This is a genomic window from Yersinia sp. FDAARGOS_228, assembly GCF_002073315.2.
GTDB lineage: Bacteria > Pseudomonadota > Gammaproteobacteria > Enterobacterales > Enterobacteriaceae > Yersinia > Yersinia intermedia.
Genome location: NZ_CP020409.2, coordinates 910,399 through 931,533, shown reverse-complemented (window position 1 = coordinate 931,533; position 21,135 = coordinate 910,399). Strand labels below are relative to the sequence as shown.

Genomic DNA, 21,135 nt, shown 5'->3' with positions numbered 1-21,135 from the left:
TCTATGAGGCTTGCACGCGCTTCTGTGAAAAAAAAATTCTCTGGACGTAAGAAAGCATTAACACTATGTATTGCTTTAATCTTACATGTTGATACGGCTTTGGCTCAGGAAGAACCAAAAAACCTCGAGTTCGATGAGTCTCTCTTCTTAGGGACAAATTTTGCCTCCGGTTTGAATCAACTCAATAAAGAGAATTCGGTCACCGCCGGGAATTACGATGCTGTCGATGTCTTGGTTAATAACAAACCGTTTAAACGCACTGCCATTGAATTTGTAAAGAACGCTGACTCATCAGAGGTTTATCCCTGCCTGAGTGATGAATTCTTAACTGCGGCTGGCGTTGTTCTTACTGGCAAAGACAGTACTGCAACCAAAGAACCTAATACGCTCAAAACAGAAGCCGCCCCCTCGGATACGGCAGCTTCGTCTACAGAACAATGCAAGCCACTGGCTGAGCGGGTAAAAGGTGCCTCTTTTAACTTTGACCAAGCCAAACTTCGTCTAGAATTGTCGATTCCACAAGCTTTGTTGCAAAACCGGCCCAGAGGTTATATCGAGCAAAGTGAATGGCAGGAAGGCGAAAAGCTCGCATTCATTAACTACAGTTCCAACTTTTATCGCAGCGAGACGCAGTCTCAGCAAAACAACACCTCTGATTACGGGTTTGTTGGCCTAAAAAGTGGCCTCAATCTCGGGTTATGGCAATTACGCCAACAATCAAACGTGCGCTATGCCAATAATAATAATGGCAGCGATACCCAATGGAATAATATTCGTACTTATATCCAGCGCCCTATCCCTCAATTGGATAGTCAATTAACTCTGGGCGAAACCTTCACCGACAGTACGTTATTTGGCACCATGTCGTTCCGTGGTATTAAAATGGCAACTGACCAGCGCATGTGGCCTGAGTCAATGCGTGGTTTTGCTCCTGAAGTCCGTGGTGTTGCCAACACTAATGCGCGGGTGGTTGTGAGCCAGAATGGGCGCGAAATTTATGAAACCACCGTTGCACCCGGTCCCTTTGTTATTAACGATTTATACAGCACCACCAGTCAGGGTGACCTCAATGTTGAGGTTATTGAGGCAAATGGTAGCCGTTCAACATTCACCGTGCCATTCAGTGCCGTACCAGACTCCATGCGTCCAGGTGTTAGCCGCTATAATGCAGTGGTCGGGGAATCTCGTGATTTCACCAATATTGATAACTATTTCACTGACTTCACCTATGAGCGCGGCCTTACCAATCAGTTGACAGCGAACAGTGGCCTTCGTTTAGCGCAAGACTATACGGCACTCCTTGTCGGTGGCGTATTGGGTACCCCCATTGGGGCTTTTGGCCTCAATACTACCTACTCTCATGCGAAAGTTGAAAATGATGACACGCAGAATGGCTGGCGGATGCAAGCAACCTATAGCCAGACATTTAATCAAACCGGGACCACATTTTCATTGGCCGGATATCGCTATTCAACCAAAGGATATCGCGATTTAAATGACGTTTTTGGTGTGCGCTCAACGCAAAAAAATGGCGGGACATGGGATTCAACAACCTATAAACAACGCAGCCAGTTTACGACCTCAATTAACCAGACGTTGGGCAATTATGGTCAACTCTCTGCATCAGCGTCGACCAGTGATTATTATAATGATACGCAACGAGATACGCAGTTACAGCTAAGCTACTCAAATAGCTACCAAGATATCAGTTACAACCTTGCCATTAGCCGTCAGCGCACTGTTTATACCTCAACCCAATATAATTGGGATGACGATACGACGAATCAGACGACAACGCGCTACGGGAATACTGAAAATATTGCGACGCTAACTGTGTCTATCCCACTCAATATTGGCAATAAAAATCAATATTTATCGATGTCTGCTAGCCGTAATCCAAAAAGTGGTAATAGCTATCAGACGTCATTATCAGGTACCGCTGGTGAACGAAACAGCTTTAACTATTCAGTGAATGCCGGCTATGACGACAGCAATATCAGTGGTAGTTCAAATAACTGGGGGGCGAATGTGCAAAAACAATTCCCTAATGCGACCGTCAATGGCAGCTATTCCCGTGGTAGTAATTACACCCAATATGGTGTTGGTGCTCGTGGGGCCGCAGTAATTCATAGTAAAGGTGTGACACTCGGGCCTTATTTGGGCGAGACCTTCGGTTTAATTGAAGCGGATGGTGCTCAAGGGGCAACAGTACGAAATGCACAAGGGGCGAGGATTGATAATAACGGATTTGCCTTGGTGCCTGCGTTAACACCCTATAATTACAATACCGTTGGTTTGGATACTAAAGGTATTAATCGCAATACTGAACTGAAAGAGAATCAAGGCCGCGTCGTTCCTTATGCCGGGGCCGCAGTGAAAGTCAAATTCGATACTCTGAAAGGCTATGCGGTGTTAATTCAAACCCAAACCAATGACGGCGGAGGGTTACCACTGGGTGCCGATGTTTATAACAGCAAAAATGAAATTGTCGGGATGGTAGGTCAAGGGAATCAGATCTACGTACGTGTAAAAGACGACAAAGGCTTACTTTATGTACGCTGGGGTGAGAGCAGCAGTGAGCAGTGTGAATTACCTTATACTTTTGATGGTCAGGATACTGAGCAGGATATTATTCATATAACAGGCAGTTGCCACCGTTAACAATTATGAGAAAAATAATGTTAAGAACAACAGAGCAGTTAATATCTTGCGAACTATCACGGTCAACAGCCACTGCCTGTCACCGCCGCCAGCGTATTGTGGCTGGAATGATATTATTTATAGGGTTATGCAGCACCTCAGCATGGTCAACCTGTACCCGGATTACGGTACAAAGTCAGCTTGGCGCTGGCGATGGTACGGCAAGCGACTGGGCGGGCTCTCTGGATTATAATAATGGCTCACTCGGTTTGCCGGGCATTATAGACCTTAGCACGGCGGCGAATTTTCAACCTGACGGTACGTTATTGGCCGCAGGTACCTCTGACTTCACCACCTTTGCCCTGAATACCGGTTATGACCCTAATCGGGTGCTATTTCGCTGTGATGCAGCCGACGTTGATCAACTCTTCGAGATGTATGCCACTAACGGGGATAATGACTTTGGTGGTAAAAATGAAGACGGCACCATTGCCGGTAATGTTCCCTCCGGCTTTGCTACGTATGTACGTAATGTTGTCATCAGGCTTACAAACCTATCAACAGGCGAGTATTACTCCCGCTTATGGAAAGGGCGGCGCTTAACCGGGCTGGATAAAGACAGCAGTGGCCGTATTTTAGTCAAAGCCAAAAATTTCAGTAATCTGTATACCGAACTGTTTCGCATTGATTATGCCCGTGCTGGCACTAACAGCGCAGCCTCTTACCTGTATGCCTATACCCAACCAAATGCTTATATCGCGTTTAAAGGGCCAGGGATTAGTGGCCCTATTGAAGGAACGGACTCAGTATCAAACTGGCCCGGCTGGTATGCAATGTGGCCGGCCTCTATTGGGTTGTACAATTATGTCACGTTCCGGCGCACCACGATTTGTGCGGTAACCAATTTTACCCCAACAGTAGTATTACCGAGAATTTCTGTGGCAGAACTGAACAGTGGTGGCACCACTTCGGCTGAATTTAGAGTAGATTTTCAATGCCAGACCGGCGTGACATCTGGTGTCACTTCTGGCACGGTAGCCATGGGTTTCCTGGTGCCAGCAGCAAATGCCGCCAAAGCGCAAGCCTTGGGTTTAATGAATGGCAGTGGAGGGATTAGCCATTTAGTATCAGATAGTTATGGCTCTCCAGGCACAGCGAGCGGCGTTGGAATTCGTATCTACCGGAACAATGCCCCAATTTATCTGTTATCAAAGAATGTAACGCTATCGGGTAACAATGGCGGTTGGTATGGCATCTTCCAGGGTGCACAAGAATTAACCGGCGCGGTGAGTGGTGGCAACAGTTACACTGAGAGTTTTCGGGCTGAGTTAACTAAAATCAGCGGGCAAACTGTGACAGCAGGAGCAGTAAATGCGCATGCGCAAGTGGTTATACGTGTCCAATAATGTGATGTTGAAACGTGTAAATAGTAAGATGAGCGGCTGGCTTCTATTACTCATAATGGCCTGTAGTCTGCCCGCCACAGCAAGCGTAGTTGCAGAAAGGACACGCGTTATCTTCAGCGAGGGTAATACGGAAGAATCGCTGCAACTGGTTAACAGCAATAGCTACCCGGTGGCGGTACAGGTTTGGGTGGATGACGGTGATTTAGCGGCAACTCCAGAGAAATCTATTTCACCGGTATTAGTGTTGCCCCCGCTATTTCGGTTACAACCACAGGCACAACGCAGCCTGCGATTAATCTTATCGGGCGCCAGTAAATTACCTGTAGATAGGGAATCTGCATTTTGGCTCAATGTTTACGAAATCCCGCCAAAGGCAACGCCTAAAACTGAGGACGAATCTCTCGTCACACTGGCCCTACGCATGCAATACAAAGTATTTTACCGCCCTAAAAGCTTACAAGCCCCAGGCGATACCTTAGGTAAAGCGTTAACCTTTACCCTTGAGACAAAAGGCGATACCGCCCTGATTCGAGTTGATAACCCGACGCCTTATTATGCATCATTAGCTTCATTAACATTAGGCTCAACTGAAAGCTTGCCAGATATGGTTGCTCCTTTTTCCAAGCTTGATTTTCCACTCAATCGTTTTCCCCCCGCTGGCAGCAAGACCGTCAATTTTGTCTTAATTGATGATTTAGGTAACCGAAAGGCATTTAGCAACAATTTAAAATAAAAACCTTAATGAATATAAACTGCCGCAAAGACAGTTTATATTCTGGTTTCGGGTTACCATGGACAGCCGCACACCTTATTCTTACTCTACTTCACTTCGTATTGAGTCCTACACACTAATACTATAATCCATTATTTAATCCTCTATTCTATTAAATCTTATTATGTTGTAAAAATCACTCTGCCTGCATTTCCAGTGAAATATCTAATTGCATTATGCGTCCTTCAATAAAACTTTCGGCAATTGGTAATTGACGTCGAATCTCCCGTTCATTACATTTTTTCAATCGGGCAATAGAGGCTTTAGATTGCCCATACACATAATGTCGAAGGATAAGTTCCAGTTCTTTTTCTCGCGAGGCCCGCTGTAAATCCCCCATTTGTTTCAATGGCTAATCCGTTATTATCGCAACATGACTCGACCTATCTATTACTCGTCACCAATCCCTTAAACCCGCTAGCGATATGAGGATAATCCAGATGAGAGTTATCCCTAGCCCATACACCCCAACGCGTCAAAACAGTTTGGATATCACTCATTACTGATCTCATATTATATTTAAATGCCTTTTTATTTATTTGATTAATATCACTCACAAAAAAAACTCACTAATTAGCAAAGTGTATTAATTTAATAAATTTTTGCATTCGAGAAATGTACTAAATCTGAGATAAAAAAAAGCCGCTGCCATTATTTAATGGCAGCGGCCTGTTTCACGCAGAGTTAAACGCCGCTAACAACACAGCGGCGTCAAAGACAAAAGGGACTTAGCCCGCAACAGCGATACGTTTCATATCGGTCATATAGCCACGCAGTTTGTGGCCTACGGCTTCAATTGGGTGGTTACGAATGGCTTCATTCACATCACGCAATTGCGCGTTATCAACCGCAGTACCGGCAACGCTCTTACCCAAATCCCCTGCTTGCAGTGAATCCATGAATTTGCCTTTCAGCAATGGAACCGCTGCGTTAGCGAACAGGTAGTTACCATATTCAGCCGTATCAGAAATAACCACGTTCATTTCATATAAGCGCTTACGAGCGATGGTATTGGCGATCAATGGCAGCTCATGCAGGGATTCATAATACGCAGATTCTTCAATGATACCGGAATCAACCATGGTTTCGAATGCCAGCTCAACGCCTGCTTTCACCATAGCAATCATCAGTACACCGTGGTCAAAGTATTCTTGCTCTGAGATTTTGCCATCGAATTGTGGCGCATTCTCGAATGCTGTTCTGCCGGTCTCTTCACGCCAGTTCAGCAATTTAACATCGTCTTGCGCCCAGTCAGCCATCATGCCGCTAGAGAAAGCACCAGAAATGATGTCATCCATATGCTTTTGGAACAGCGGAGCCATGATTTCTTTCAACTGTTCAGACAGCGCATAAGCACGCAGTTTAGCCGGATTGGACAGACGGTCCATCATCAGCGTAATCCCGCCTTGTTTCAGCGCTTCGGTAATGGTTTCCCAACCGAACTGAATCAATTTCTCAGCATAAGCCGCGTCAGTACCTTCAGAAACCAGTTTATCGAAACACAGCAACGAACCGGCCTGCAACATACCACACAGGATAGTCTGCTCACCCATCAGGTCAGATTTTACTTCCGCAACGAAAGAGGACTCCAACACACCAGCGCGATGACCACCGGTTGCTGCTGCCCAAGCCTTGGCAATCGCCATGCCTTCGCCTTTTGGATCGTTTTCCGGGTGAACCGCGATCAGTGTCGGCACACCAAAACCACGTTTGTATTCTTCACGAACTTCAGTACCAGGGCATTTCGGCGCTACCATCACCACAGTGATATCTTTACGAACTTGCTCACCCACTTCAACGATGTTGAAGCCATGAGAGTAACCCAGTGCCGCGCCATCTTTCATCAGTGGCTGAACCGCTTGAACCACTGCGGAGTGCTGTTTGTCTGGTGTCAGGTTAACCACCAAATCAGCCTGTGGGATCAAATCTTCGTAAGTGCCTACTTTAAAGCCATTTTCGGTCGCTTTGCGCCATGAAGCACGCTTCTCAGCAATCGCTTCTTTACGCAGAGCGTAAGCCACGTCCAGGCCAGAATCACGCATGTTCAAGCCTTGGTTCAAGCCTTGTGCGCCACAGCCGACGATCACCACTTTTTTACCTTTCAGGTAGCTTGCTTCATCGGCAAATTCGTCACGTGCCATAAAGCGACACTTACCTAATTGCGCCAACTGCTGACGCAGGTTCAATGTGTTGAAATAGTTAGCCATGGTATTACTCCGTTCGGGTTCTGTTTTGTGGGTGCAGCTATTTATTTTGGTTACTGCAAACGAATATTGTGTTTGTGTAGCTAATGTTGTGTGTTGCTGTTTTTCACATCCCCTGTCTGGGCCGGGGATTATCTTGGATTTACTATATGACAGGAAACACATTGCTGAAATTGATATATTAACAATGTGACGTTGCAGATTCTGCAATACAGTTTATTTCTTATGCAATACAATAGCTCTTCTCACCTCAGAGGCTGTCTGTTATGGATTTACGTGACCTAAAATTGTTTCTGCATTTGGCTGAAAGCCGCCACTTTGGCCGCACGGCTAAAGCGACACACGTCAGTCCATCCACCCTGTCGCGCCAGATCCAGCGGCTGGAAGAAACGCTCGGACAGCCCCTGTTTTTACGTGACAACCGCACGGTGCAACTGACCGATGCCGGTACACAGCTCAAGGCTTTTGCTCAACAGACATTGCTACAGTACCAGCAACTGCGCCATGCATTAGGTCAGCACGGGCCATCGCTCAGTGGTGAACTGCGACTATTTTGTTCGGTCACCGCCGCCTATAGCCATTTGCCCCCCATTCTGGATCGCTTTCGCGCACGCCATCCGTTGGTTGAAATCAAACTCACTACCGGTGATGCCGCCGATGCGGTGGATAAAGTACAATCGAATGAGGCTGATCTCGGTATTGCGGGTCGCCCTGAAGTGCTCCCCACCAGCATTGCCTTTACCCAGATTGGCGAAATTCCACTGGTTCTGATTGCACCAGCACTGCCTTGTGCAGTACGTTCACAGGTCTCGGTGGAACAGCCCGATTGGGCCACGGTCCCCTTTATTTTGCCTGAGCATGGCCCATCACGAAAACGCATTGATTTGTGGTTCCGCCGTCAACGCATCAGTAACCCATTGATTTATGCTACGGTTTCCGGCCATGAAGCGATTGTATCAATGGTAGCATTGGGCTGCGGTGTGGCACTGATCCCATCGGTGGTGGTGGATAACAGCCCGGAACCGGTGCGCAACCGTATTTCCTTGCTGGATGATATTTCGTTGGTCGAGCCATTTGAGTTGGGGGTTTGTGTACCCAAAAAACGGCTCAATGAGCCGTTGATCGAAGCATTTTGGGGGTTGCTGTAGTTTACAATCGAGAAGCGTAATTCATGGCGGGAACAAGATTCCTCAGCCCCAGATTTAAATGATTACCAATAGTCGCCTCCACAGGAACAGGAGTGCTCTCTTTGGTAGGGAAACTGTTTATTGAATTTGTCAGTTGGCAGATATCGCTGCGCAAATTGTTGGTAATGTTTACGTTGGGATAGGTATCAATCACGTTATAAGTGATTTTACCAGCAGCATTAAATTTCTGTTCAGCGCGGTGCGTTATATTATTTTTAGCATCGAAACTTTGCTTTACTACCACGGTTTCCCCCAATTGAACTGCTTTTTTAACCGGATCATAGCTAAAGCTTTTAACCACCCTCTTAGTCATATTATTGTTAGAATCAAAGTGCTCGATAGCCTTATTTATCGTATTGGTAGTTGCATCATAGGTTCTTATATTGATAATCTTATTATTCGCAGGGCCAATTCGTTCTGTTGTTACAACCTCTCTAACTACCTTATCTCTATTATGTGTTGTTTCAATCGTCTTACTCACACGCGCCCCTGAGTACGATTCTATTGAGTATTGCAGTGGGTCTGAACGACGGCTTAGCTGTGTTGGTGGAATGTAGTCAGGTGCCGATGATTTAATTGATGCCTTAATTGATGCTAATGTTTCACTCATATAAAAACTCCATATATTATTCAAACCATGAAAAACAATCATTCAACAACATGGTTATTAACTGCGATATTCTTCATCTCAATTAATAAATCCACAGATGATATTACGCTGCACTAATACTGAATTTCATTTGGAATGCTTATTTTTGAGAATATATAAGAAGATTAAATATAACTAAGTAGAAATAAAAAACTCAGCACTTATTAGCACTGAGTTTTATTACTATTGATAGGTATTCACTGCCACTTAATCCAGCCCAAACTTAACCCGCTAAAAAGAACTTAAACGCCGGGTTGTTAGTTTCATCATGGCAATCATAGCCCAGTGCGGCCAGGTGCTCTTCAAATTGCGGCTCAGAATCTGACAACTCAAACCCTGCCAATACCCGGCCAAAATCAGTGCCATGGCTACGATAGTGGAACAAAGAAATGTTCCAGTGCGTACCCAGGGTATGCAAGAACTTCAGCAATGCGCCCGGTGATTCAGGGAATTCAAAGCTGTACAGCCGCTCACGTAATGGCTTCGAAGGACGGCCCCCCACCATATAACGCACATGCAGCTTGGCCATCTCGTCATCAGATAGATCCACCACCTGATAATCTTTTGCCTGTAGCTCCGCCAATATCTCTGCCCGCTCGGCATAGCCGCGCGTCAAACGTACCCCTACGAAAATGCAGGCGTTGTCGGCATCAGCATAACGGTAGTTAAACTCGGTGACTGAACGCCCTCCCAGCAACTCGCAGAAACGCAGAAAACTGCCTTTTTTCTCAGGGATAGTGACGGCCAGCAAAGCTTCGCGCTGCTCGCCCAGCTCACAACGTTCTGACACATAGCGCAGGCCGTGGAAGTTCACGTTAGCACCGGACAGCACATGGGCCAGACGTTCACCTTTGATATTATGCTGCTGGACATACTTTTTCAGGCCCGCCAGCGCCAAAGCACCAGAAGGTTCGGCGATGGCACGCACATCCTCAAATAAATCTTTTACTGCCGCACAGATAGCATCACTGTCGACGGTGATCACTTCGTCCAAATACTCCTGGCACAGGCGGAACGGTTCATCACCAATGCGCTTGACGGCGACACCTTCAGCGAACAACCCAACACGGGCTAGATCAACCGGCTTGCCCGCATCCAGTGCGGCACGTAAGCAGGCTGAATCTTCTGCTTCAACCCCGATCACTTTAATCTGCGGCATCAGTTGCTTGATAAGCACCGCCACACCAGCCACCAACCCACCGCCACCGACCGGGACGAAAATCCGATCAAGGTGTGCGTCTTGCTGGAGCAACTCCATCGCCAGCGTCCCCTGCCCGGCGATAACAGCCGGATGGTCAAACGGTGGCACAAAGGTATACCCCTGCTGCTGGGACAACTCGATAGCTTTGCCTTTGGCTTCATCGAAATTGGCACCGAACAGCAGCACCTCACCACCAAAACCGCGCACCGCGTCTACTTTGATGTCAGCGGTTGCTACCGGCATTACGATAAGTGCTTTGATACCCAACTTACTGGCTGAAAGCGCGACACCTTGCGCATGATTACCGGCAGAGGCGGTTATCACACCACAGGCTTTCTGTTCTTCTGTCAGACCCGCCAGCATCGCATAAGCACCACGCAGCTTAAAGCTGTGTACTGGCTGGCGGTCTTCACGTTTAACCAAAATAGTATTGCCCAAGCGGGAGGAGATTTTATCCATCACTTGCAACGGGGTGACTTGCGCCACCTCATATACCGGCGCGCGCAATATCGCCCGCAGATATTCTGCCCCACAAGGGGCAGCAGATAAGGGTTGTGATACCGCCATGGGTTTTAGCCTCCCAGCTTACTTTTATCGCGCACAGCACCTTTATCGGCGCTGGTTGCCAGCAGAGCATAAGCGCGCAGTGCATAAGAAACCTGACGTTCGCGAGCTTTAGGTGACCAGGCTGCATCGCCACGGGCCTCTTCAGTTTCACGACGAGCTGTCAGCTCAGATTCGCTCACATCCAACACAATGCCACGGTTCGGGATATCGATATCAATGAAATCGCCATCCTGCACCAGACCAATCAGGCCGCCACTGGCCGCTTCTGGTGAAACATGACCAATCGACAAACCAGACGTCCCGCCGGAGAAACGGCCATCAGTCAACAAAGCACAACTCTTGCCTAATCCCATGGATTTCAAATAGGTGGTTGGATAGAGCATTTCCTGCATTCCCGGCCCGCCTTTTGGCCCTTCATAACGGATAACCACCACGTCACCCGCCACAACTTTACCGCCGAGAATAGCCTCTACTGCGTCATCCTGGCTCTCATACACTTTGGCCGGGCCACGGAAGGTCAGGCTCTCTTTATCTACACCGGCGGTTTTAACGATACAACCGTTCGCAGCGATATTGCCGTACAGCACAGCTAAACCACCGTCTTGGCTGTAAGCATGTTCACGAGTACGGATACAGCCCTCTTCGCGGTCAGTATCCAGTGATGGGAAGCGGCAATCCTGCGAGAAGGCTTTCGTGGTACGAATACCCGCCGGGCCTGCGGCGTACATCTGTTTGACACCTTCGTCGCGGGTCAGCATCACGTCATAGGTTTCCAGCGTATCGGTCAGATTCAGCCCCAACACATTACGCACCTCGCGGTTAAGCAAGCCTGCACGATCCAGTTCGCCTAAAATGCCCATGACCCCCCCCGCACGGTGCACGTCTTCCATATGGTATTTCTGCGTGCTCGGCGCAACTTTACACAAATGAGGCACCTGGCGAGATAAACGGTCAATATCGCTAATATCGAAATCAACATCCCCTTCCTGTGCTGCGGCCAGTAAGTGCAGTACGGTGTTGGTCGAGCCGCCCATGGCGATATCCAGCGTCATGGCGTTTTCAAATGCAGCTTTGTTCGCGATGCTGCGCGGCAAGGCACTAACATCATCCTGTTCGTAATAACGTTTAGTCAGCGCAACAATGTGCTTACCGGCATCGAGGAACAGTTGCTTACGGTCAGCATGGGTCGCCAACAGTGAGCCGTTACCTGGCAGCGCCAGACCCAGCGCCTCATTCAGGCAGTTCATCGAGTTGGCAGTAAACATCCCCGAGCAGGAACCACAGGTTGGGCAGGCAGAGCGTTCAATCTGCTCACTGTCGGCATCACTGACATTCGGATTTGCGCCCTGAATCATGGCATCCACCAGATCCAGTTTGATGATTTTATCAGACAGTTTGGTCTTACCCGCTTCCATCGGGCCACCGGACACAAAGATCACCGGAATATTCAAACGCAGAGACGCCATCAGCATCCCTGGGGTAATTTTGTCGCAGTTAGAGATACACACCATGGCATCCGCGCAATGGGCGTTAACCATGTACTCTACGGAGTCGGCAATCAATTCACGTGAAGGCAGTGAATAGAGCATGCCGCCGTGGCCCATCGCGATCCCATCATCCACCGCAATAGTGTTGAACTCTTTAGCCACGCCGCCAGACGCTTCAATTTGCTCCGCTACCAGCTTGCCTAAGTCGCGCAAATGAACGTGGCCCGGTACAAACTGGGTAAATGAGTTAACCACTGCAATAATCGGTTTGCCGAAGTCATCATCGGTCATACCGGTAGCGCGCCACAGTGCACGAGCGCCAGCCATATTGCGGCCATGAGTGGTGGTATGGGAACGGTACTTAGGCATTGTCTCTTTACTCCAGATTTTATATTGCAAATCAGCTAGTTGTTGTAAATGTAATGTGTTGCAAACTGAGTATGGTGCACATTTGTGGTGTCAAAAGCAGGTGGCGAACGAACCACCTGCTGATTCTGTCTGCCAGTTTTTATTGATTGATTGGATCCAGCCAGCCCCACTTGTCCTCGGTTTCACCGGTGAACAGGCCAAAGAACGCTTGTTGAATTTTGCCAGTAATTGGCCCACGTTTACCAATACCGACCTGAATACCATCCACGCTGCGCACTGGCGTAATTTCTGCCGCAGTACCGGACATAAACACTTCGTCAGCCAAATAGAGAGATTCACGTGACAGCACTTGCTCACGGACTTCCAGACCCATGTCTTTCGCCAGTTTGATAATCGCATCACGGGTGATACCCGGCAGGGCTGACGAGGTAAACGGCGGTGTGAACAGAATGCCATCTTTTACTTCAAACAGGTTTTCACCAGCACCTTCAGACAAGTAGCCATGAACATCCAGCGCAATCCCTTCCTGATAGCCGTGACGGCGCGCTTCGCTGCCCACCAGCAAGGACGAGAGGTAGTTACCGCCCGCTTTCGCGGCGGTCGGGATGGTATTAGGTGCCACACGGTTCCATGAGGACACCATGGCATCAATACCTTGCTCCAACGCTTCTGCACCCAGATAAGCACCCCATGGGAACGCAGCGATGATCACATCTGTTTTATAGCCATCTGGCGGGTTCACACCCATCCCGACATCACCAATAAACACTAACGGGCGGATATACGCGCTGGTCAGATTGTTTTTACGCAATGTCGCACGGCAGGCTTCCATCAGCTCATCAACGGTTTGGGAAACCGGCATACGATAAATTTTGGCTGAGTCATGTAAACGCTGCATATGTTCGCGGTGACGGAAAACTACTGGCCCTTTGTGGGAGTCATAGCAACGGACACCTTCGAAGACTGACGTGCCGTAGTGTAACGCGTGAGACATCACGTGAACTTTAGCCTCTGCCCACGGAACCATTTCACCGTTAAACCAAATAAAATCAGCTTTCTTCGTCATTCTTTTCTTTCCTTGTGGCGCATCAGGCGCGTATCTGTAATGTATTAGGTTGTAGGATCTCGACGCAGGCGACATCCATAAGCTTACTTAACTGAGAAGACAGTAAATCGACAGGTCGCCCGCTGGCAACGGTCAATTCAATATTAACATTCTCGGCATTAATCATTGGCGACATATTCATAGCACAAACCTGGAAGCCACGGTGCCGCACAACCCGCAATACACGCTCTAACATCTCAGGGCGGAAGCGGGCTTGGATAGAGATTTGATGTTGGATAGAGGATTGATGGTGCATCATGAGATTTTCTCCAGCATGGTTTCATTACCTGCGCCTGGCGGCACTAACGGCCAAACGTTTTCGAGTTCGTCGATGGAAACCTGGAGCAGATAAGGGCCTTCGCTGTTAAATAGCGCATCCAGAGCGGCGTCGACTTGGTCTTTGCGGGTGATACGTTGGCCGGGGATATTAAACGCACTGGCCAGAGTGATAAAATCGGGGTTATCAGAAAGATTAGTTTCGCTATAACGTCCATCAAAAAACAGTTGCTGCCACTGTCGAACCATACCCAATCGCTGGTTATCCAATAATACGATTTTCAGCGGTAACTGTTTTCGTTTTATCGTGCCCAACTCCTGAACATTCATCATAAACGAACCGTCACCGGAGACACAGATAACCATGTCATCAGGGCGGGCCATCTGAGCACCGACGGCGGCTGGCACACCAAACCCCATCGTGCCCAAGCCGCTGGATGTGATGAAATTTTCGGGGCGGGTAAAGTTCATATGCTGCGCCGTCCACATCTGGTGCTGGCCCACGTCGGTAGTCACCACCGTTTGCGGTGCTTTACGCTCAGATATCTGCTTCAGTAACAACGGGGCATAAATGGCCTGACCAGGATGGTCATAGCGCCAGCTATGCTGTTGTTTCAATGCCATGACCTCATCACGCCAAGGCTGAATATTCAGCGGTTGCTGTAATGCGGGCAGCAATACTTTCAAATCGCCCTGCAACGCGACATGTGCCTGACGCAATTTACCCAATTCAGCCGGGTCGATATCCATATGGATAACATTTGCTTTTGCGGCGAATGTATTCAGCTTACCGGTGACACGGTCATCAAACCGCGCGCCAACCGCTATCAGTAAATCGCAATCCTGCACCGCAAAGTTTGCGGCTTTAGTGCCATGCATCCCCAGCATACCCAGATAGCACGGGTGATGAGTATCCGGTGCACCTAAGCCCTTCAGAGTGGCAACTGCAGGAATATCCGTTGTCTCGATAAAAGCACGTAAAGCAGGAACGGCCTGTGCCATGCCAACCCCACCCCCGACATACAACATCGGTTTTTGCGCGGTTGCCAGCATATCCCAGGCTTGTTGTAACTCGGCGGCAGAATCAACAGGATGCTCTTCAACCGGCATCAGGTGCGGGGTTAAATCACCCACAGCTAATTGAATATCCTTCGGAATATCAATTAAAACCGGCCCAGGGCGGCCACTAGTCGCAATGGCAAACGCCTCCGCCATGATACCGGGCAACGCCTCTAATGATTCAACCAGAAAGCTGTGTTTAGTACAGGCAAGTGACAAGCCCAGTACATCAATTTCCTGAAAAGCATCGGTGCCGATTAACGCGGACCCGACCTGACCGGTGATAGCAATGACCGGCACCGAATCCAGCAATGCATCAGCCAAACCGGTGATCAGATTAGTGGCTCCAGGGCCGGAAGTGGCAATACACACCCCGACTTTACCGGTTGCACGAGCATAGCCAATGGCGGCAATCGCAGCGCCTTGCTCATGGCGGCAGAGCAAATGCTCAACACCACCATCATACAAAGCATCGTAGACAGGCATTATTGCCCCACCCGGATAGCCGAATACCGTATCAACACCCTGCGCACGCAACGCTTGAACCACCCACTGAGCACCATTCATAGTTATTTCCCCGACCTTTTGCGGGAGGCACAGGATTTTATTCTGTTGTGCATTTTATGTTCCTCGCGTCTTTAACGTACCAATAAAAAAACCCCCGGACCTTTCGGTGCGGGGGTTCTCTTGAGATTAAGGCTTGATTTTTATGCCTTTATTCGTCCAAGTGCAGCCCCGCACGGTGGGATAATAATCACCACCACGCTAATTAGGACTAGGTTAATCACTTGGAAAATCGCTTTCATAATTAGGTTGTTCATCTGTCAATGTCGAACGAATACCTACAGAGTTATCACAGTTATTGGTTATCTGACAATATTTATTTAAATTATTATTCTGTGAGCCGCTACACGATATGACATAAATATATTATTTATCAATCAGTAATACCCACATCAGTGGTTTGGCCTTTTTTTGCGTGCCATATCGCAATTTTTAATTTTGATACTTCCCTTGCAGCGAAATTTCTCGCGAGCGTTCGCAAATCAATACTTTTTCGCTGAACTCAAAAAAGACCTCGGGCACACTGCCGCGGCTATATCGCATCTCAGCCCGGCAGATAGATAAACATCACAGCGGCACCAAGGACACATCACGGCAAAGGAAAGCAGCATGTCACTGGCAACCATTCATACCCGCGCCACATTAGGCATTCAGGCCCCACCGGTTACAGTAGAAGTTCATATCAGCAATGGGCTCCCCGGATTGATTTTGGTCGGATTACCGGAAACCACCGTAAAAGAGGCTCGAGATAGAGTTCGGAGCGCATTAATCAACAGTGGCTTCACTTTTCCAGCGAAGCGGATCACCGTTAGTCTGGCACCAGCAGACCTGCCTAAAGAAGGCGGCCGCTATGACCTCCCTATTGCCTTAGCGATACTGGCTGCGTCAGAACAGATTCCTGCGGATAAATTAACCCACTATGAGTTCTTGGGTGAGTTAGCCCTGTCAGGGGCGTTAAGGCGTGTTAGCGGCGCAATTCCGGCTGCACTCGCCAGCAGCCAAGTGCAGCGGCAATTAATCCTGCCAACCGCCAACCGTCATGAGATAGGTCTAATACCACAAGGTAACAGCCGGGTTGCCGACCACTTATTAGCTGTATGTGGTTTTTTGCAGGGTGAAAACACCCTCGCTCAAGGCCAGCTCCTTGAATCTACACCATCATGGGATAACAGCCTCGACCTGCAAGATATCATCGGGCAGCCACAGGCTAAACGCGCTTTAGAGATTACTGCTGCGGGTGGGCATAACCTGCTATTACTCGGGCCACCAGGAACGGGCAAAACGATGCTGGCAAATCGGTTAACCGGATTACTGCCACCGTTGACGGATCAAGAGGCATTAGAGGCCGCTGCCATTAATGGCCTACTGCACAGTAACGATCTCCCCGCCCAATGGCGCTGCCGGGCTTTTCGCGCGCCCCACCACAGCGCGTCGATGGCAGCACTGATTGGCGGAGGTTCCATTCCTCGCCCCGGTGAGATTTCGCTGGCGCACAATGGTGTACTCTTCCTCGATGAATTACCTGAATTTGAACGTCGGGTGCTGGATTCTTTGCGCGAACCACTGGAGTCAGGCGAAATTATCATTTCTCGTGCAGCGGCAAAAGTGTGCTTTCCTGCCAAAGTGCAACTTATCGCCGCAATGAACCCCAGCCCCAGCGGTCATTATCAGGGGGTCCATAACCGTACACCGCCACAACAGATTCTGCGCTATCTGGCAAAATTGTCGGGGCCGTTTCTGGACAGGTTTGATTTGTCGATAGAGGTGCCATTACTGCCATCAGGTATGCTGGGGGCCCAGAGGCATCAAGGGGAAAGCAGTGAAACTGTCAGGTTACGAGTATTGCAGGCAAGGCAGAGGCAATTGGATCGAGCAGGGAAGATAAACTCTCAGCTTAATAGCCAGGAAGTTGCAGAATATTGCTCCCTCACCCCTGAGAATGCGGCCTTTCTAGAGCAAGTCCTGCTGACACTGGGTTTGTCGGTACGCGCCTGGCACCATATTCTAAAAGTAGCGCGGAGCATTGCCGATCTCGCTCAGGAAAATAGCATCCAAAGAAATCACCTTTCGGAAGCACTGAGCTATCGTTGTATGGACCGGCTGCTGTTGCAGTTACACAAAAGCTTGATGTAAATATGGGAGTAAAAAACCCTATTATCAAACACCTATCTGATATCCAAAGTCATTGGAATCGCAGGTAGGCCGCTAGCAAACGTATCCCGAATCACTTACTTAAGTAAGTGATTCGGGTAAGAGCAAGCCGCTAACACCCCTGCAATTTCAAGGACGAAGGATAAGAGGGGATTAATCGTCGCTATCGGTATAATCTTCCACCGCATCCATCTGCGGCTTACCGCCTGACAGGGTATGGAAGCGTTTAGGGCGACGAGTTCGGGTCACATATTTGGACCAGACTTTCTCCTCGGCACTGACAGGTTCACGTTCGCCGCGACAAACAGCAACAAATAACTGTTCTTCTTCCGTTACAGGCTGGCGTTTCCCGAGATCGAGTTCGTTAAAGGCGTAACCATGGCGCTCTAGTAATTGCGCCTCTTTAATGGTGAAATCGCCGTGACGCGAGAACCCGCGAGGATAATGTTTATTATCAAAAAAACGATTGGTCGTGATGAAGCTATCCGCCATCTGACACGCTCCTAATTCTCTCATGGTCGTGCTGTTTATGGCGCGGAGTATTAGATAGGCTTGACAGCGTGTAAAACAAAACATTTAAATCTTAACGACAAAAAAAATTGGAGATGGGTTTGGATACCGAATTACTGAAAACCTTTTTGGAGGTCAGTAGAACTCGCCACTTTGGTCGCGCTGCTGAATCTTTGTACTTAACACAGTCGGCGGTAAGTTTTCGTATCCGTCAGTTGGAAAATCAATTAGGTGCAAATTTATTCACTCGTCATCGCAATAATATTCGTCTGACACCGGCAGGGGAACGCTTGGTGCCTTATGCAGAATCGCTGATGAGTACCTGGCAACTCGCCAAAAAAGAGGTCGCTCACTCACTACAACATACCGAGTTATCCATTGGTGCAACCGCTTCACTGTGGGAGGCATACCTCACTCCGTGGTTGCAACAATTATATAAACAACGAGAGGCATTGCGCCTTGAGGCGCGGATTGCGCTGCGACACTCGCTGGTGAAACAGTTGCACGAACGGCAACTGGATTTATTGATAACGACTGAACCGCCTAAAATGGATGAACTGTCCAGCCTGCTCCTGGGGCACTTTTCGCTGCGACTGTTTTCGTTTGAGCCGATTGATTTATCGAAAGAAACTGAGTCAGACGCCGAGCATAAAAATGCAAATGAGGCTCCTTACATCAAGCTTGAGTGGGGCGCTGATTTTCATCAACAAGAGAATAGATTGCTGGAGAGCGTGCAAATGCCGGTGCTAACGACCACATCGGCACATTTAACCCGGCAATTATTGGAAACCACTGGCGGCTGTGCCTTTCTGCCCGAACACTGGCAAAAGGAGTACCCTCAATTGGCCATGAATGCGGACATGCCGGCTGTTGTGCGGCCACTGTATGCCGTTTGGTTGCAAAACAGTGACCAGCAAGCATTGATTCGGCAACTATTAAAAACACCTATGAATAACGCTGCTCAGAGCGCTATACAGGATTAAGTGGCGGTGACTGAGGACGTGCACGCCGGTTCAGATAAAAAGCACCCATCGCCTTCTGAATCGCAATAAAGCTGAATAATAAAATACCAATGACAATCTTGGTCCACCATGAGCTGAGTGTACCATCGAAGGTAATGTAGCTCTGTATCAAGCCCTGAATCAAAACGCCAAACAACGTGCCGAAAACAGTCCCAATACCGCCAGTGAGTAATGTGCCACCGATAACGACTGCGGCAATGGCATCTAGCTCAACACCACTGGCTGCCAATGCATAGCCAGCAGAGGTGTAGAGTGAGAAAACAATTCCCGATAGCGCAGCTAATGTGCTCGATAGCATATAAATTTTAATCGTCGTTTGCCTGACGGGAACACCCATCAACCCAGCAGAAACGCTGTTACCGCCAATGGCATAAACGTTATGGCCAAAACGGGTCCGATGAGCCAACAGAATGCCAAATGCCACAACCATTAGCATGATGAAGGCCAATAATGTGAATCGCCCACCACCGGGGACTTTCCAGGCATAATTCGCCAATGTGGCATAAAGCGGGTGATTAATGGGTATCGACTCTTCAGAGACAATAAAACTCATTCCACGGACGAAGAACATCCCAGCCAGCGTAATGATAAACGCAGGGAGTTTCAGGGAATCAATGATCCATCCCATCAATGCACCAAACATTGCTCCCATAACCAATACAATGGCAAAAGCATACATTGGGTGAATACCATAAGTTCCGATTAACTTAGCTAATAACACCCCCGTAAACGCGATTACCGATCCAACAGATAAGTCGATACCGCCCGATAGAATAACGAAAGTCATCCCTACGGCGACAATGCCCAGAAAAGCATTATCCGTCAGTAAATCACACCACACTCGGGTGGAAGAAAAACTGGGGAACTGACTGAGACAAAAAGCATATCCCAGAATAAAAACGGCGATAGTAATCAGCAAAGGAATATTGCGCTTTAACATTATTTTCGCCTCTTGAAGATGTGGCTAAATGAAATCATTGGTGACTGCACAACCAAGACGGCTAATACCACAATGGCTTTAAGGACCAGGTTAAACTCTGGCTGATAGCCTGAAAGCAAGATCCCTGTATTCATCCCTTGAATAATCAAAGCACCAATAACCGAAAGCAAAAGATTAAACCGCCCCCCCATTAAAGATGCGCCACCAATGACTACCGCCAAAATTGCATCCAGTTCCAACCATAAACCAGCATTGTTAGCATCAGCACCACGAATATCTGCGGTCACAATAATGCCCGCCACCGCCGCACAGATACCACAAATCATATACACGGCAATCAGCACCAAACGAGTACTCACTCCCGCATTACGTGCTGATCGTAAGTTGATACCAACTGACTCAATGAATAATCCCAGTGCTGTTTTTCGCGTCAGTAGCCACACAATAATCAACATACTCAATGCGATGACCACTGACATCGGCAAATACATCAGCGTACTGCTACCCAACTTCGCCAAGCCACCCGTATCAAATGTAACAATCTGCCCCTCAGTAATAAGCTGGGCTATCCCCCGCCCTGCCACCATTAACATTAAGGTGGCCACAATAGGCTGGATTTGTAATACCGCCACTAAGAAGCCGTTCCATAAACCACATAGCGCGCCAACCGTAAGGGCGGCGACTAATACCGTTGGCAAAGGGTATCCGGCACTGGTCAGTGTGGCCGCCGTTGCACCTGCTATTGCCATCACCGCACCGACCGATAAATCAATGCCGCCAGTAGCAATGACCAGTGTCATACCTAATGCCAGTAAAGCGACGGGAGCACCCCGATTTAGAATATCGATTACACTGCCAAACAACCGCCCGTCCTGAATATGGATCGAGAAAAAGTGCGGGGCGACTAAACTATCAATCAATAAAATGACCGCCAGAGCACCAAATTGAGTGGCACCTTTCGGCAAAACCCATTTAACTTTGCGCGGTCGTTGCGGCATTGATAGGCTCCTATTAACCATGAAGTAA

The 21,135-nt window shown here is 48.4% G+C and carries 17 protein-coding genes and 1 pseudogene; 6 read left to right on the top strand and 12 right to left on the bottom strand.

Features of this window, described 5'->3' with window-relative positions; genetic code table 11:
• Positions 1-3 precede the first annotated feature (3 nt).
• The 3 genes from A6J67_RS04240 to A6J67_RS04230 all read left to right on the top strand — a co-directional run bounded on the left by A6J67_RS04240 (position 4) and on the right by A6J67_RS04230 (position 4,779).
• The gene (locus A6J67_RS04240; protein WP_050297674.1) at positions 4-2,661 is read left to right on the top strand and encodes a fimbria/pilus outer membrane usher protein; all 2,658 of its coding nucleotides are present in this window, start codon (positions 4-6) and stop codon (positions 2,659-2,661) included.
• Between the two features lie 107 nt (positions 2,662-2,768).
• Positions 2,769-4,046, top strand: a complete 1,278-nt coding sequence (gene stbD / locus A6J67_RS04235) for a fimbrial usher protein StbD (protein WP_005190267.1) — start codon at positions 2,769-2,771, stop codon at positions 4,044-4,046.
• The gene (locus A6J67_RS04230) at positions 4,012-4,779 is read left to right on the top strand and encodes a molecular chaperone (protein WP_032907414.1); all 768 of its coding nucleotides are present in this window, start codon (positions 4,012-4,014) and stop codon (positions 4,777-4,779) included. Before stbD ends, A6J67_RS04230 begins: the two co-directional genes overlap by 35 nt.
• Positions 4,780-4,954: 175 nt before the next feature.
• On the opposite strand, the pseudogene A6J67_RS04225 reads toward A6J67_RS04230, so the two are convergent.
• Together A6J67_RS04225 and ilvC are read right to left on the bottom strand one after the other, a co-directional pair.
• Positions 4,955-5,318, bottom strand: a pseudogene (locus A6J67_RS04225) (antiterminator Q family protein).
• Between the two features lie 228 nt (positions 5,319-5,546).
• The gene (gene ilvC, locus A6J67_RS04220; RefSeq protein WP_005190298.1) at positions 5,547-7,025 is read right to left on the bottom strand and encodes a ketol-acid reductoisomerase; all 1,479 of its coding nucleotides are present in this window, start codon (positions 7,023-7,025) and stop codon (positions 5,547-5,549) included.
• Positions 7,026-7,288: 263 nt separating this feature from the next.
• On the opposite strand from ilvC, the gene ilvY reads away from it, so the two are divergent.
• Positions 7,289-8,170, top strand: a complete 882-nt coding sequence (gene ilvY / locus A6J67_RS04215; protein ID WP_005190304.1) for an HTH-type transcriptional activator IlvY — start codon at positions 7,289-7,291, stop codon at positions 8,168-8,170.
• A 1-nt stretch (position 8,171) separates the two neighbouring features.
• Here the strand turns inward: ilvY and A6J67_RS04210 are convergent, their stop codons facing one another.
• The 7 genes from A6J67_RS04210 to ilvL all read right to left on the bottom strand — a co-directional run bounded on the left by A6J67_RS04210 (position 8,172) and on the right by ilvL (position 15,728).
• Positions 8,172-8,819 carry a hypothetical protein gene (locus A6J67_RS04210; protein WP_032907421.1) on the bottom strand — a complete coding sequence of 216 codons (648 nt, stop codon included), beginning with the start codon at positions 8,817-8,819 and terminating at the stop codon, positions 8,172-8,174.
• A 262-nt stretch (positions 8,820-9,081) separates the two neighbouring features.
• Positions 9,082-10,626 carry a threonine ammonia-lyase, biosynthetic gene (gene ilvA, locus A6J67_RS04205; RefSeq protein ID WP_005190309.1) on the bottom strand — a complete coding sequence of 515 codons (1,545 nt, stop codon included), beginning with the start codon at positions 10,624-10,626 and terminating at the stop codon, positions 9,082-9,084.
• A 5-nt stretch (positions 10,627-10,631) separates the two neighbouring features.
• Positions 10,632-12,482, bottom strand: a complete 1,851-nt coding sequence (gene ilvD, locus A6J67_RS04200; protein ID WP_042568918.1) for a dihydroxy-acid dehydratase — start codon at positions 12,480-12,482, stop codon at positions 10,632-10,634.
• Between the two features lie 139 nt (positions 12,483-12,621).
• Positions 12,622-13,548, bottom strand: a complete 927-nt coding sequence (locus A6J67_RS04195; RefSeq protein WP_005190314.1) for a branched-chain amino acid transaminase — start codon at positions 13,546-13,548, stop codon at positions 12,622-12,624.
• A gap of 22 nt (positions 13,549-13,570) precedes the next feature.
• A complete protein-coding gene (gene ilvM, locus A6J67_RS04190) occupies positions 13,571-13,843 on the bottom strand; it encodes an acetolactate synthase 2 small subunit (protein ID WP_032907438.1) in 273 nt (90 codons plus the stop codon).
• Positions 13,843-15,489, bottom strand: a complete 1,647-nt coding sequence (gene ilvG, locus A6J67_RS04185; RefSeq protein ID WP_050297673.1) for an acetolactate synthase 2 catalytic subunit — start codon at positions 15,487-15,489, stop codon at positions 13,843-13,845. Before ilvG ends, ilvM begins: the two co-directional genes overlap by 1 nt.
• A 140-nt stretch (positions 15,490-15,629) precedes the next feature.
• Complete coding sequence (ilvL, locus tag A6J67_RS04180) at positions 15,630-15,728, bottom strand: ilv operon leader peptide (protein WP_071777720.1); 99 nt, start codon at positions 15,726-15,728, stop codon at positions 15,630-15,632.
• A 367-nt stretch (positions 15,729-16,095) separates the two neighbouring features.
• Between ilvL and A6J67_RS04170 the strand changes: the two genes are divergently transcribed.
• Positions 16,096-17,619, top strand: coding sequence for a YifB family Mg chelatase-like AAA ATPase (locus A6J67_RS04170; protein ID WP_005190324.1), 1,524 nt, complete (start codon positions 16,096-16,098; stop codon positions 17,617-17,619).
• Between the two features lie 171 nt (positions 17,620-17,790).
• Here the strand turns inward: A6J67_RS04170 and A6J67_RS04165 are convergent, their stop codons facing one another.
• Complete coding sequence (locus tag A6J67_RS04165) at positions 17,791-18,129, bottom strand: DUF413 domain-containing protein (protein ID WP_005190326.1); 339 nt, start codon at positions 18,127-18,129, stop codon at positions 17,791-17,793.
• Between the two features lie 119 nt (positions 18,130-18,248).
• On the opposite strand from A6J67_RS04165, the gene hdfR reads away from it, so the two are divergent.
• The gene (gene hdfR / locus A6J67_RS04160; protein ID WP_050297686.1) at positions 18,249-19,130 is read left to right on the top strand and encodes an HTH-type transcriptional regulator HdfR; all 882 of its coding nucleotides are present in this window, start codon (positions 18,249-18,251) and stop codon (positions 19,128-19,130) included.
• Here hdfR and yjfF read toward each other — a convergent pair.
• On the bottom strand, positions 19,117-20,109 hold the full coding sequence (gene yjfF, locus A6J67_RS04155) for a galactofuranose ABC transporter, permease protein YjfF (protein ID WP_032907423.1): 993 nt from the start codon (positions 20,107-20,109) through the stop codon (positions 19,117-19,119). The genes hdfR and yjfF overlap by 14 nt on opposite strands.
• Entirely contained in the window at positions 20,109-21,107 is a 999-nt protein-coding gene (gene ytfT, locus A6J67_RS04150) for a galactofuranose ABC transporter, ATP-binding protein YtfT (RefSeq protein WP_005190329.1), read from the bottom strand. The genes yjfF and ytfT overlap by 1 nt, the downstream gene beginning before the upstream one ends.
• Positions 21,108-21,135 lie beyond the last annotated feature (28 nt).

Bases quoted from the DNA above. Each gene is read 5' to 3' on its own strand.
- stbD (WP_005190267.1), top strand. From the start codon at position 2,769: ATGATATTATTTATAGGGTTATGCAGCACCTCAGCATGGTCAACCTGT.
- yjfF (WP_032907423.1), bottom strand. From the start codon at position 20,109: ATGTTAAAGCGCAATATTCCTTTGCTGATTACTATCGCCGTTTTTATT.
- A6J67_RS04240 (WP_050297674.1), top strand. From the start codon at position 4: ATGAGGCTTGCACGCGCTTCTGTGAAAAAAAAATTCTCTGGACGTAAG.
- ilvG (WP_050297673.1), bottom strand. From the start codon at position 15,489: ATGAATGGTGCTCAGTGGGTGGTTCAAGCGTTGCGTGCGCAGGGTGTT.
- A6J67_RS04210 (WP_032907421.1), bottom strand. From the start codon at position 8,819: ATGAGTGAAACATTAGCATCAATTAAGGCATCAATTAAATCATCGGCA.
- A6J67_RS04195 (WP_005190314.1), bottom strand. From the start codon at position 13,548: ATGACGAAGAAAGCTGATTTTATTTGGTTTAACGGTGAAATGGTTCCG.
- A6J67_RS04230 (WP_032907414.1), top strand. From the start codon at position 4,012: ATGCGCATGCGCAAGTGGTTATACGTGTCCAATAATGTGATGTTGAAA.
- ilvD (WP_042568918.1), bottom strand. From the start codon at position 12,482: ATGCCTAAGTACCGTTCCCATACCACCACTCATGGCCGCAATATGGCT.
- ilvC (WP_005190298.1), bottom strand. From the start codon at position 7,025: ATGGCTAACTATTTCAACACATTGAACCTGCGTCAGCAGTTGGCGCAA.
- ilvM (WP_032907438.1), bottom strand. From the start codon at position 13,843: ATGCACCATCAATCCTCTATCCAACATCAAATCTCTATCCAAGCCCGC.
- ilvL (WP_071777720.1), bottom strand. From the start codon at position 15,728: ATGAAAGCGATTTTCCAAGTGATTAACCTAGTCCTAATTAGCGTGGTG.
- ilvY (WP_005190304.1), top strand. From the start codon at position 7,289: ATGGATTTACGTGACCTAAAATTGTTTCTGCATTTGGCTGAAAGCCGC.
- A6J67_RS04170 (WP_005190324.1), top strand. From the start codon at position 16,096: ATGTCACTGGCAACCATTCATACCCGCGCCACATTAGGCATTCAGGCC.
- ytfT (WP_005190329.1), bottom strand. From the start codon at position 21,107: ATGCCGCAACGACCGCGCAAAGTTAAATGGGTTTTGCCGAAAGGTGCC.
- A6J67_RS04165 (WP_005190326.1), bottom strand. From the start codon at position 18,129: ATGGCGGATAGCTTCATCACGACCAATCGTTTTTTTGATAATAAACAT.
- ilvA (WP_005190309.1), bottom strand. From the start codon at position 10,626: ATGGCGGTATCACAACCCTTATCTGCTGCCCCTTGTGGGGCAGAATAT.